The 10,785-nt window shown below is 45.6% G+C and carries 20 protein-coding genes; all 20 read left to right on the top strand.

Features of this window, described 5'->3' with window-relative positions; genetic code table 11:
• A partial coding sequence (locus VU18_RS20180; protein WP_236687390.1) for a hypothetical protein occupies nt 1-63 on the top strand: 63 nt, incomplete at its 5' end.
• Nucleotides 64-81: 18 nt separating this feature from the next.
• Nucleotides 82-1,350, top strand: a complete 1,269-nt coding sequence (locus tag VU18_RS10945; RefSeq protein ID WP_011232027.1) for a U32 family peptidase — start codon at nt 82-84, stop codon at nt 1,348-1,350.
• Nucleotide 1,351: 1 nt separating this feature from the next.
• Nucleotides 1,352-1,987, top strand: coding sequence for a uridine kinase (udk, locus tag VU18_RS10940; RefSeq protein ID WP_011232026.1), 636 nt, complete (start codon nt 1,352-1,354; stop codon nt 1,985-1,987).
• A gap of 107 nt (nt 1,988-2,094) precedes the next feature.
• Nucleotides 2,095-2,571, top strand: coding sequence for a transcription elongation factor GreA (greA, locus tag VU18_RS10935; protein WP_011232025.1), 477 nt, complete (start codon nt 2,095-2,097; stop codon nt 2,569-2,571).
• A gap of 121 nt (nt 2,572-2,692) precedes the next feature.
• Nucleotides 2,693-2,929, top strand: a complete 237-nt coding sequence (locus tag VU18_RS18255; protein WP_047758102.1) for a hypothetical protein — start codon at nt 2,693-2,695, stop codon at nt 2,927-2,929.
• A 357-nt stretch (nt 2,930-3,286) separates the two neighbouring features.
• Entirely contained in the window at nt 3,287-3,463 is a 177-nt protein-coding gene (locus VU18_RS18250) for a hypothetical protein (protein ID WP_162488675.1), read from the top strand.
• Nucleotides 3,464-3,532: 69 nt separating this feature from the next.
• Nucleotides 3,533-3,736, top strand: a complete 204-nt coding sequence (locus VU18_RS18370; RefSeq protein WP_236687368.1) for a hypothetical protein — start codon at nt 3,533-3,535, stop codon at nt 3,734-3,736.
• Between the two features lie 11 nt (nt 3,737-3,747).
• Complete coding sequence (locus tag VU18_RS20175; protein ID WP_023634628.1) at nt 3,748-3,906, top strand: hypothetical protein; 159 nt, start codon at nt 3,748-3,750, stop codon at nt 3,904-3,906.
• Between the two features lie 275 nt (nt 3,907-4,181).
• Nucleotides 4,182-4,373 (top strand): hypothetical protein, encoded by a 192-nt coding sequence (locus VU18_RS10910; RefSeq protein WP_023634630.1) that lies wholly within the window; start codon nt 4,182-4,184, stop codon nt 4,371-4,373.
• Nucleotides 4,374-4,437: 64 nt separating this feature from the next.
• Nucleotides 4,438-5,496 carry a hypothetical protein gene (locus tag VU18_RS18515; RefSeq protein ID WP_201775863.1) on the top strand — a complete coding sequence of 353 codons (1,059 nt, stop codon included), beginning with the start codon at nt 4,438-4,440 and terminating at the stop codon, nt 5,494-5,496.
• 64 nt (nt 5,497-5,560) lie between these two features.
• On the top strand, nt 5,561-7,261 hold the full coding sequence (locus VU18_RS10900) for a fibronectin type III domain-containing protein (protein ID WP_236687367.1): 1,701 nt from the start codon (nt 5,561-5,563) through the stop codon (nt 7,259-7,261).
• 156 nt (nt 7,262-7,417) lie between these two features.
• The gene (locus VU18_RS10895; RefSeq protein WP_047758187.1) at nt 7,418-7,891 is read left to right on the top strand and encodes a hypothetical protein; all 474 of its coding nucleotides are present in this window, start codon (nt 7,418-7,420) and stop codon (nt 7,889-7,891) included.
• A 2-nt stretch (nt 7,892-7,893) separates the two neighbouring features.
• Nucleotides 7,894-8,175 (top strand): hypothetical protein, encoded by a 282-nt coding sequence (locus VU18_RS10890; protein ID WP_047758098.1) that lies wholly within the window; start codon nt 7,894-7,896, stop codon nt 8,173-8,175.
• Nucleotides 8,166-8,309, top strand: a complete 144-nt coding sequence (locus VU18_RS18245; protein ID WP_162488674.1) for a hypothetical protein — start codon at nt 8,166-8,168, stop codon at nt 8,307-8,309. Before VU18_RS10890 ends, VU18_RS18245 begins: the two co-directional genes overlap by 10 nt.
• Nucleotides 8,309-8,716: a hypothetical protein gene (locus tag VU18_RS10885; RefSeq protein WP_047758097.1), complete on the top strand. Its 408-nt coding sequence runs from the start codon at nt 8,309-8,311 to the stop codon at nt 8,714-8,716. The genes VU18_RS18245 and VU18_RS10885 overlap by 1 nt, the downstream gene beginning before the upstream one ends.
• A complete protein-coding gene (locus VU18_RS10880) occupies nt 8,716-9,063 on the top strand; it encodes a hypothetical protein (protein WP_047758096.1) in 348 nt (115 codons plus the stop codon). The genes VU18_RS10885 and VU18_RS10880 overlap by 1 nt, the downstream gene beginning before the upstream one ends.
• Nucleotides 9,063-9,719: an ATPase gene (locus VU18_RS10875; RefSeq protein ID WP_047752758.1), complete on the top strand. Its 657-nt coding sequence runs from the start codon at nt 9,063-9,065 to the stop codon at nt 9,717-9,719. The genes VU18_RS10880 and VU18_RS10875 overlap by 1 nt, the downstream gene beginning before the upstream one ends.
• Complete coding sequence (locus tag VU18_RS10870; protein ID WP_025949282.1) at nt 9,688-10,026, top strand: hypothetical protein; 339 nt, start codon at nt 9,688-9,690, stop codon at nt 10,024-10,026. The genes VU18_RS10875 and VU18_RS10870 overlap by 32 nt, the downstream gene beginning before the upstream one ends.
• The gene (locus VU18_RS10865; RefSeq protein WP_053003358.1) at nt 10,023-10,388 is read left to right on the top strand and encodes a hypothetical protein; all 366 of its coding nucleotides are present in this window, start codon (nt 10,023-10,025) and stop codon (nt 10,386-10,388) included. Before VU18_RS10870 ends, VU18_RS10865 begins: the two co-directional genes overlap by 4 nt.
• Nucleotides 10,372-10,611, top strand: a complete 240-nt coding sequence (locus tag VU18_RS10860) for a hypothetical protein (protein WP_047758095.1) — start codon at nt 10,372-10,374, stop codon at nt 10,609-10,611. Before VU18_RS10865 ends, VU18_RS10860 begins: the two co-directional genes overlap by 17 nt.
• Nucleotides 10,612-10,785: the final 174 nt, after the last annotated feature.

The raw sequence follows: 10,785 nt of genomic DNA, 5'->3' as shown, positions 1-10,785 counted from the left end.
GCGCTTCAGCCGCCGCATCGCCGCATCGACACCGGATTTTTCTTCAAAGAGACCATTTATTGAGAAAAGGAGGGAAGCAGCATGCTTTTAAAAAATGATCGCATCTCCGAAATCATTGACGGCAAGCGCGTCATTGTGAAAAAGCCAGAGCTGCTCGCCCCGGCCGGCAACTTGGAAAAACTGAAAATCGCCGTCCATTACGGCGCAGACGCCGTCTTTATCGGAGGCCAAGAGTACAGCTTGCGCGCCAACGCCGACAACTTTACGATCGAGGAAATTCGCGAAGGGGTCGAATTTGCCAATCGATACGGAGCCAAAGTATACGTAACGGCCAATATTTACGCCCATAACGAAAACATCCCTGGCCTTGATGACTATTTGCGGGCGCTTGAAGATGCCGGTGTTTGCGGCATCATCGTCGCCGACCCGCTCATCATCGAAACGGCGCGCCGGGTGGCGCCGAAGCTTGAAGTGCATTTAAGCACGCAGCAATCGCTTACCAACTGGAAAGCGGTCCAATTTTGGAAAGAGGAAGGGCTCGAGCGGGTTGTGCTCGCTCGTGAAGTGGGCGCAGAAGAAATCCGGCAGATCAAAGAGAAAGTCGATATTGAAATCGAGGCGTTCATCCATGGGGCGATGTGTTCCGCCTACTCCGGCCGCTGTGTATTGAGCAACCATATGACGGCGCGCGACTCAAACCGCGGCGGATGCTGCCAGTCGTGCCGCTGGGATTACGATTTGTATCAGCTCTCGGACGGCCGGGAAATTCCGTTGTTTGAAAAAGGGGACGCTCCGTTTGCGATGAGCGCGAAAGATTTGAACTTAATCCGCGCCATTCCGGTGATGATCGAATTGGGTGTGGATAGCTTGAAAATTGAAGGGCGGATGAAATCGATCCATTACGTGGCGACGGTTGTCAGTGTCTACCGGAAAGTCATTGATGCCTACTGCGCTGACCCAGACCATTTCACGATCCGCGAAGAGTGGGTGCGGGAGCTGGAGAAATGCGCCAACCGCGAGACGGCGCCGTCGTTCTTTGACGGCTTCCCGGATTATACGAACCATATGTACGGGACGCACAGCCGGAAAACGACGCATGAATTCGCCGGTTTGGTGCTTGGCTATGACCCGGAGACGGGCATCGCCACCGTCCAGCAGCGCAACCATTTCCGCCCGGGCGATGAAGTCGAATTTTTCGGTCCGGAAATTGAAAACTTCACCCAAGTGATTGAGAAAATTTGGGACGAAGACGGCAACGAGCTTGATGCGGCGCGCCATCCGCTGCAAATCGTGAAGTTTAAGGTCAAGCGCCCTCTCTTCCCGTACAACATGATGAGAAAGGAGAATTAAGATGGGGAAGAAGCCCGTTGTCATCGGCGTCGCCGGCGGCTCCGGCTCGGGGAAGACGAGCGTCGCCCGCGCGATTTACGACCATTTCGGCGACCGCTCGATCCTTGTTTTGGAGCAAGACTTTTACTATAAAGATCAAAGCCATCTTCCGTTTGAAGAGCGGCTGAAGACGAACTATGACCATCCGCTGGCGTTTGACAACGATTTGTTGATTGAGCATATTCATAAGCTGCTTCGCTATGAGCCGATTGACAAGCCGGTGTACGATTATACGCTGCACACTCGCTCAAGCGACGTCATTCGCGTGGAGCCAAAGGATGTCATCATCGTGGAGGGCATTCTTGTCTTGGAGGATGAGCGACTCCGCAATTTAATGGACATTAAAGTATATGTCGACACCGACCCGGACATCCGCATCATCCGCCGTCTCATCCGCGATATTAAAGAGCGCGGCCGCACGTTCGATTCGGTCATCGAGCAATATTTGTCCGTCGTCCGGCCGATGCACAACCAGTTTGTCGAACCGACGAAGCGCTACGCGGATGTGATCATTCCGGAAGGCGGACAGAACGTCGTCGCCATCGATTTAATGGTGGCAAAAATTCGCACAGTTCTTGAACAAAAAGCGGTTTTGTAATAACATAACAGAGACAAAACAATATATTATATACCAAGTAAGCGTACGAACAGTTGTTTTTCTGTTCGTACGTTTTACATAATGCAGAACATAGAGGAGTGAGATGAATGGCGAACGAAAAGCAGTATCCGATGACGAAAGAGGGAAAAGAGAAACTGGAACAAGAGCTTGAGTACTTAAAAACGGTCAAGCGGAAAGAAGTGGTGGAGCGCATTAAGATTGCGCGCGGGTTCGGGGATTTGTCGGAAAACTCGGAGTACGATGCTGCCAAAGATGAGCAGGCGTTTGTCGAATCGCGCATCCAAATGCTTGAAAACATGATCCGCAACGCCGTCATCATTGAAGAAGACAAAGAAAACCCGGACGTCGTCTCGCTCGGCAAGTCGGTCACGTTCATTGAACTTCCAGACGGCGAGGAAGAGACGTATACGATCGTCGGCAGCGCTGAAGCCGATCCGTTTGAAGGGAAAATTTCCAACGACTCGCCGATTGCGAAATCGCTTCTCGGCCGCCGCGTCGGCGATGAGGTGACGGTGCAAACGCCGGGCGGGGAAATGCTTGTGAAAATCGTGGCTGTGAAATAAGAAGCAGGAGGCGGCCGACCTGAACAAGCGGCGGTGTGCGAAGCGAAGCGAAGAAAATTGCCGCCGCTTGACGTTTCAAACGGAAACACCTCGTCAACACTGATGATGAGGTGTTTTCTTTATGTGGAAAAAACGAACGCTTGCCATGCTCGCCCTCATTCAACTGGGCTTGTTGTTGCTTGTCGGGCGATTGGCGCAGATCCAGCTGATTGACGCCGAGTCGTTCGCCAATCATAATTTAATTGCCGAAAGCGTCGCAAGCGATATATTTATCTGTGTGTGTATGATGGTAGTCAGGAATATTCAACGAGACGCGAACGGCGAGTATATGCCTTCGGGGAGGCTAGGCAGGCGTTGAAGAAGATGCGCCGGTGGAAAAGGAAATTTTATGAGTTTCCACAAGAACTAAAAGAACTTGGATGTTCAGAACAAGATTTAAACGACTGGATTACAACGATTGAAACGGGGAAAACAAAAACGGGTAGGAACTTTATCGTAAACGTGTAAGGTTTTAAAGATATTATATATCTATAAAAATGCACGACGCGATTTTTAATCTTTAATCTGTACGGGGAAATTAAAAATGAATTATGAAAGGCGTGTTGGCCGGCCGGGTGGAGACAGCTTGCCCGGTTTGTGTTTTGATATGACCAAAATTTTTTGGTGATATGAAAGAGCAAAATGGGCTTGTACATTTAAGATGGGGGGTGAAAAAATGAATGGCCAAACATCGAACATCGGATATGTTGAGATGCGTGAACATACCGTCATCGAAACAAAGGAAGGAAATATGATGGTCATTCACGAGATCACCCTTGGCGATGTCGTCATTTCCGTTATATTGGCGGCTATGTTGATTTTTATGGTACTAGAGCGATTTATGAGGAGGTAGGATAATGTACAGCCTTATTTATGCCACCCCTAAGGATATTTTAGGTGCCTACCTCGTCATCATCGGATCGTGCTTGATATTGCATCCCATTGTGATGTTTTTGGTTTCAGCTCTGAAAGGGGCGAAACAGCGATGGTAACCACAGGAACGCTGGTTGTCTATGCATTTAAGGTTGTATTTGGTAACGGCGATGTCATCACTGCGTTAGCATCATGGGCGATTTTTTTGACATTCTGTTTCGTGGCGACGGCGATTTATCAGGCGATGAGATAAGGAGGGAGAAAATGTCCAGTATCGGGAATGTGTTCGATTGGTCGTTTTTTTGGGGTGTTTTCGGATTTTTATTGAAAACTGTTGCTCCCTTCGTCATGCTTGTCGTCGCCATTGTCGCCGTCGGGATGCTGTTGCATGGCGTGATCGTGGCGATCAGATCGAGGTCGTGATAAGATGCCACAGTTTCAGACGTTTTTTACGCCAGCAAGGTTGGATGAGTTTTGGTATTACGTCAAATGGATTTTGTTTTATGCGGCACCTGCCATTATGATCATGGCAGCGGCCGGTGCTATATCACTGTTGATCCCAATGATTAAGAAAAGTTTCGCGAACGAAAATGAGATCAACAGGCAGGATGAGACTGATGATTATGAAATACGACGGTATTAGGTTTCAACTAGCATTGCTAGTGAAATAAATTTATTAAATCAAGGAGGAATCATTCATGCCTGCTTTAGGTGCCGCTATTGATCTTTCTGGGCTGACGTTGCCGTTTTCGGTTTCAGATTTAATCGGCAGTGTCAACAGCCTCATTTCTTGGGTGGGTCCGTTTGTGTTGCTTGCCTTGGCGCTTGGGTTCGCACCGAAAATCATTTCTTTTATCAAGTCTATTTTTGGACGCGCCACGGCTAAGTAATGAGCCAAAAAAGGGGGATGTCACTGTCCCCCTTTTTTAACATAGGGGGCGTGGGATATATTATATGGTTAAAAAAATGACATTGATGATTTTAGCCATAGCGGTTGCATATGTGATGATCTTGCCCGATCGATCGTATGCAGCTGATGCGGTATGTTCAAACGGTGAATGTATCTATGGATATTTTGGGTCTCAAAGCGGAGATGCAATCCTTTGGGCAGACAGTATATATCATGACGACAACTGGACAAGGGTAAAAATTCAAGGATCCGGACAAGGTGCACTGCAATGGTTTGATGCGTCGGGGAATTTATTGGGATCATCAGCCTTGGCTGGATTTTCTGATTATAACTTTCCTCCAGGAGCAAAAGGTTTTAGGATTCGGGCATCAGTAGGAGAATTTCATGCGTTAGAGGCATGGTCAGACAATCCAAATTCACTTCATGTAGTTTTTATGGGGGCTGATTCGGCTGGAAACAGCTGTATTGGTTGCGACCTATTCAATTGTCCTGGATGGAGTGAGTATATGGGGAAGCTCAATGAAATTAGAGATGCCATTCCACCTGCACCGAACTGGAACCAAGTCGCGGCCATTTTTCGCGATACGATTGTGCCACGGTTGATCGCCGATATGGAAGTCATGCTTGGCACAGCGCCGACACCGCCAGCTGAACCGGCGGATTTGCCTGGGGTGGATACGCATGGTATCGAAACGAAAGTGCCGAGCATGCCTGATTCGGGGCTTGATACATCCGGCTTCACGAAAAGTCGAATTGAAAGTGAAGCACCGCAAATTCCATTCCGAAACGATGACTCTGGCGGTTTTGACATCGTCAATCCACTCGACACATTGCCGGCATTGCCAGACAAAATTGAGCCGGGGAACACTGACGCAGGGGGATGGGACGCGGGCCACCCACAACAGCAGGATGACCAGCTGCCGATCCCAAAAGACCAAACCGGTACGCCAGACACCAGCAACGCGCCAATACCGAGCCAAAACAACGACACGCCACCAAGCCCTGGAGACAGTAGTGACAATCCACCAATACCGCAAGACGACGGCATGCAGGGCTCGAAATACTACAAAAAACACCCCGATGATCCGGATGGGAGTGGATGAATAAATGATGCGAAGAATAACTTTTATGGTTTGTATATTTTTTGTTTCATTTTTTTCCAGTTGCTTGTCTGCTTTTGCAGCTGTAACGAGCGGTTATGTATCTCCTGTGATTGTTAAAGGTGAAAGCAATGTAGGGGGGATTTTAAAAAAATCTGTTGATAGTAATCTAAATTCCTTCGCTAACTTAGGGGGGAATGGATATATCACATATCAAATTCCTTCTGGTTCAAGTTCAATGAAAATACATTTACGAAGTTCTATTAGTAGCGAAGACACCGCTTCATATAGAATTGTGTTTTCTAACTCTCAAGGAACAGTTTGGGATAGTGGGAACAAGAAAGTTTATAGCAGTTTAGTTTCGTATGATTTTAATATTCCTTCTACGGCTACAGTAGTTACAGTCTATTCTACATCCTATAAAGATTATTATGCTTTGCTGGTTCATGAGGTTGAAATGACGGTGCCAATTGACAAAACACCACCACACGAAGTGACAAATCTAGTAACGTCATCGTCATATAATCACATAACTATTACCTTTAATCAACCTGCTGACAGTGATTATGCGGGAACTAGAGTGTATGTAAACGGTGTTTTAGTGGAAACTTTGGGGAGCACCATAACATCTTATAGGTTAACGGAATTAAAACCTAACACCATATATAATATTAAAATAACGACGTTCGATACTAGTAACAATGAATCAGACGGGATAACAACATTGGTAAAAACTCTACCGCCGCCCGATGTTACAAACTTGAATTTATTTCCTTCTGATTATTCGATTTTGGCAAAATGGATAAATCCTGACGACTCAGGATTTTTGGGAAATGATCTTTATTTAGACGGAAAAATCATCACATCTTTGGATAAAAACGCAACCACGTATACATTTACTGATCTGAGTCCAAACACATCCTACACAGTAAAAATTGTTTCGAAATACAGTGGAGGATATTCATCGTCAGGACAGACAGCAACCACAAAGACAACAATTCCAGTAGAAGACATCACTGACCTTCAAGCCGACGCAAAATACGACCGTGTGAAGTTATCATGGGCACTTCCAGAACATAGCGAGTTTTTCTCGCATGTGAAGATATATCGAAAAAAGCTAGAACAACAATCGTTCTGGGATCAACTTTTTGGTGCGACCGCTGTTTCTGCCGCTACGACATCGGATGGCTATACGCCGATGTTTGAAACAAACGGAACGTACTGGACGGACTTGACGGTCACACCGGACACGACGTATGCGTACAAGGTAACATCGGTCAATATAGAGGGAAATGAGTCGCAAGGGGTAACGATCAAAACGAAAACACCGTCAGAGCCTGCCCCGGTCTTAACTGGTGTGGCGACAACGCAAAACGAAAACGGCGACTATATCGTTACATGGACAAGCCCCACAAAAGGATCAGTGAAAGTGCTGATCGGTGGAAAGAAATATACAGTCGTTGATGCAGCATCCCAGCAAGTAATGATTAAAAAAGAAGATATGAAGACGGACTTCTTTGGAGGATATGACGCAAAATTAGTGCCGGTCGGACAATTTGGGACAGAAGGACAGGCTGTACAAGTGCCAGCAGTAGGGAAGAAAATTGAATTCCCCATAACATTCGATGATTTCATGAAAACTGTTGTTAACATTCTTTCCTGGGCGGCTCCGCTGATCTTAGTATTGTTTGTATTCATTTTTTGGAGGCCATTTATTGTATTTTTGCGAAAAACGATTTTCGTAAAAGGAGGGCGTATGAAATCATGAATGTCAATATCGTACAGGAGGTCATTGAAATCGTGTTTCAACGATACATGCCATATATGACGCCCATCCTATTTATTTTCGCAGTAGCAATGTTCGGCGAAAAACTGATTGGCCTATTGTATAGTCTGGTTCGCAGGTGATAAGCAAGTGGTAACGATGATTTTTGTGCCGTTAGTAGTAGCAGGCATACTCGGCGATGCGTTTGGTAAGCTCTTTGATGTCATATGGTCAGTCATAAAGTGGATAGGGCGACTGTTAAAAAAGCTGTTTCAAGGGCTTATTGATTTAATCGTCGGGTTTTTTGAAGTCATTTACGCGTTGATTGACGGGATGCTGTACTTTTTGTATAAAATCGGCGTTCTAGCTGTAAAGCTGTTTTTGCTGTTTTTCGAGCTGGCGAAAATGATTGTTTCGCTGTTTGTTGGCTTTGCAAAAACGCTTGCCAGTCTTGTATATGTTCCGCGCGGCGGAAGTGGAAACGGCTATTCTGAAATGTTAGGCAAGATTTTTGCGGCGATGCAGCCTTTGAAGTTGGATCCAATCGCCTATATATTACTTTTTATTTTGTGGATGTTTACGGCTGTGGCAGCGATCAAGCTGCTGTCGTCGATCAGAGTAGGGGGAGATTGATAGTGAACATTAAAGAGGCCATACACAGTTTCATTGATAAAATTTTTAATCCCCCGATCACATTTTTAGATATGGGTATAGAGAAGCTTCGTGCTGTTGGACAAATAACAGCACAAGGGCTGAATGTCGGAAAATACCTATCTGTATTCGGCGATTTACCAACAGCCTGGCAGCTTGTCGTTTCATCAGCGCTAGCCTCCGTGGTCATTTTAGGATCATTGCTGATTTTCAGGTCAGTTATGCGCCTATATTACAGTCTGAAAGAAGGTGTGAAATGGTGGTAGATGCGTTTTTCTATATGTTTACGCTAGGCGCTGGTGGTGCGGCCGGCGTGGGTGTTATTGCATTTATTGGGTGGAAAATTGTTCAATTTTCAAATAGAAAAGCGAAAAAACAGCAAAGAAGGGCGGTAATCTGATGGGATTGCTAAGGAAAAAGGAAAAGGACGAGTTTTTTCCAGAGACAAACGACATATTGATAGTGTTTGACGACGAACAAAAAACGAGTGATATACAGCGTATTGACGAAATTCGCGACGGTGCAGTGTATGTGACAGGCAAATATAAAGTGCCAATACATGACTGTGAGATTACGACTGGACCTGAGGGACGACACTTTTTCTATCGCGCTCCGTCGCGGTCGGTACAGGAAACACAACGCCTGGCAGAGCTAGAAAAAAGTATCGTACTGCGACAAATCACATCTTATCGTCCGCCAGAGCCACCAAGCCAACTTGACATGACAAAAATCCTTTTATTCGGGCTTGTGTTCTTTGCGTTTATCATTATTGGCATTTCCAGCTGCGGAGGCGGAGGAGGATCGTGATGCAAAGCAATGCCGAAAAGTTACAAAGCGTCATTTCCGATGACTTGTTTCCGCAAGTGCAGCACATATCAGACGTCAAACAAGTCCTCGAAGAAATGACGACAAAAGCGCAAGAGCTGCAAGAATGGCAAATTAAAGCGGTTTTGTTATTGGAAAGTCTTTCGAAGAATGAATACTTACATGGAAAAACCGATCCGTATCGTGAAATTATCAACTTTATCATGCAAGGTAAGGTTCTTGTCGCTGATCCGCAATATTACATTGATACAATCGAAGCGCTTATTCCTAAACCGCCGAAGCCGGTCATTGTCGCGCCGAATGGCGTTGAGAAGGGAGGAAAACGATAGTGGCACATCATTTCTTCATACAAGGTCCGCTCGGGGCTGGGAAAACATTGATGATGTCGCTTTTAGCTCATCACTGGCGTGAAAAGGTGCGTGCGCGTGGCGGTGATATTCAACTTTTTTCAAACTACGGCTTGAAAGATTCGATTCCCCTTGAACACTATACAGACTGGTATAAGGTAGCAGAAGCGCAAGGCAGCATTTGTTGCTGGGACGAAGCGCAAATGGCGTTTTCAAACCGCAAATGGTCAAAATACGGCGCGACGATCGCCACAGAAGTTATGATGTTTACGCGAAAAATGAAGAGCGTACAAATATATTGCTCGCCGTCAATCAACAACGTGGACAGCCGCATCCGGCAGATCGTCGAGGTTTTGATTAATGTCCGAAAGATTGGCGACCGCGGTTTTGCAATCCATTTTACGGATTATCAGACAGGTGAATTTATGCATAAACAGTTTTTGCCGATGTGGAAGGCGAAGAAAATATTTAAACTCGGACTATATGACACAGACACAATGGTGCTAGGGTTTCCGTTGCCGTCTACCGAACGAGAAGGGAACGAATTTTTCAGGACTCTTGAGGAAATACATGAGAAATCGCGTCAAACCGTAAGGAGGGCTGCTCGTGAACTACTCACTGGTGCCGGAGCACTATAAAGATAAAGATCCGCGTACATTGTTGTATCATTTTCCGTCGATACCGGTTGTGAAGTTCGCGAAAATCACACAGAAATTCTATTTTTTCAAACAGCTTGAAATCGCGCAAGACATCGTAAATCGCATGGGCTATATTTTACTTCCGTCCGCCTGTATGCACTGGGAACGAGTAAAGCAGTTTGCTGATAGGCGCATTAGGATCGGACGAAACTCCTTTTTTATGATGCGTCCTAATGAGTTGACAGAGTCTGAACGTCGCAAGTTACAAGAATATCTCGACGAAATAAAAAAAGGGGAGAAATCATGAAGATTCAATTGACAAATACGGAAGTAGGCATGTTATTGATTCACATGGGGATCATGCGCAAAGAAATCAAAAAGGCATTGAAACGAAATTATAGTTTTTTTGAGGCAAAAAGACAGCTTGCTTGTTACGATTCGATCATTGACTTGCTTGCACGTGTTGCCGATGATACTAAGAAGCTGTGTTATATAGAATTTTCAGATGAACAGAAAGAAATGCTGGCGTCATTCATATATTCGTACACCACGATCATTAAGCAGGAGGCCGGGCGTGAGAAGATTGATGCCAGTGATATTTTGCAGGCGTTTGAAAATATAGCTGCTCGATTAGAGGGAAGGCGGCATGCATATGCTGAAACTATTTAAACAACCGGATTTTTGGCTAAGCCTGGCTACGGCCTTATGCGGCATTGCGCTTAGCTATATCATTGTCCCGTACTTGTTCCCGGATGTCATGCAAGGCATGTTTGCAACGTGCTTACTAACTGGCCTGTTTATCGGCGAATTTTTAGGAGAGACGAAGCATTTGATGAAAGCAATAATGAACGAAAATGAACGAAAGAATAGCAACAAAAGAGCATATACATGAGATCAGAACTGGCAGCAGATAGCATGCGTGGACATGTTATCTGTTTTTTTGTGGGTCATGTGTACAAACGATGAGCGCATATCCTTCAGCAAGAGGGGGTATGCGCATGCGTGTCCGCATCATATATGGGGAGCATACTGACAAGGCAATTAAGGACTGTTATCATTATTTAAT

The organism is Geobacillus sp. ZGt-1 (genome assembly GCF_001026865.1).
Taxonomy (GTDB): Bacteria; Bacillota; Bacilli; order Bacillales; family Anoxybacillaceae; genus Geobacillus; species Geobacillus thermoleovorans.
Note: the sequence above shows the minus strand (reverse complement) of the source record. Positions and strands in the feature narration are given on the sequence as shown.

What these genes read in the sequence shown, in the direction of transcription:
- VU18_RS10945 (WP_011232027.1), top strand. Translation starts at nt 82, where the DNA reads ATGCTTTTAAAAAATGATCGCATCTCCGAAATCATTGACGGCAAGCGC.
- udk (WP_011232026.1), top strand. Translation starts at nt 1,352, where the DNA reads ATGGGGAAGAAGCCCGTTGTCATCGGCGTCGCCGGCGGCTCCGGCTCG.
- greA (WP_011232025.1), top strand. Translation starts at nt 2,095, where the DNA reads ATGGCGAACGAAAAGCAGTATCCGATGACGAAAGAGGGAAAAGAGAAA.
- VU18_RS18255 (WP_047758102.1), top strand. Translation starts at nt 2,693, where the DNA reads ATGTGGAAAAAACGAACGCTTGCCATGCTCGCCCTCATTCAACTGGGC.
- VU18_RS18250 (WP_162488675.1), top strand. Translation starts at nt 3,287, where the DNA reads ATGAATGGCCAAACATCGAACATCGGATATGTTGAGATGCGTGAACAT.
- VU18_RS20175 (WP_023634628.1), top strand. Translation starts at nt 3,748, where the DNA reads ATGTCCAGTATCGGGAATGTGTTCGATTGGTCGTTTTTTTGGGGTGTT.
- VU18_RS10910 (WP_023634630.1), top strand. Translation starts at nt 4,182, where the DNA reads ATGCCTGCTTTAGGTGCCGCTATTGATCTTTCTGGGCTGACGTTGCCG.
- VU18_RS18515 (WP_201775863.1), top strand. Translation starts at nt 4,438, where the DNA reads ATGGTTAAAAAAATGACATTGATGATTTTAGCCATAGCGGTTGCATAT.
- VU18_RS10895 (WP_047758187.1), top strand. Translation starts at nt 7,418, where the DNA reads ATGATTTTTGTGCCGTTAGTAGTAGCAGGCATACTCGGCGATGCGTTT.
- VU18_RS18245 (WP_162488674.1), top strand. Translation starts at nt 8,166, where the DNA reads ATGGTGGTAGATGCGTTTTTCTATATGTTTACGCTAGGCGCTGGTGGT.
- VU18_RS10885 (WP_047758097.1), top strand. Translation starts at nt 8,309, where the DNA reads ATGGGATTGCTAAGGAAAAAGGAAAAGGACGAGTTTTTTCCAGAGACA.
- VU18_RS10880 (WP_047758096.1), top strand. Translation starts at nt 8,716, where the DNA reads ATGCAAAGCAATGCCGAAAAGTTACAAAGCGTCATTTCCGATGACTTG.
- VU18_RS10865 (WP_053003358.1), top strand. Translation starts at nt 10,023, where the DNA reads ATGAAGATTCAATTGACAAATACGGAAGTAGGCATGTTATTGATTCAC.
- VU18_RS10860 (WP_047758095.1), top strand. Translation starts at nt 10,372, where the DNA reads ATGCTGAAACTATTTAAACAACCGGATTTTTGGCTAAGCCTGGCTACG.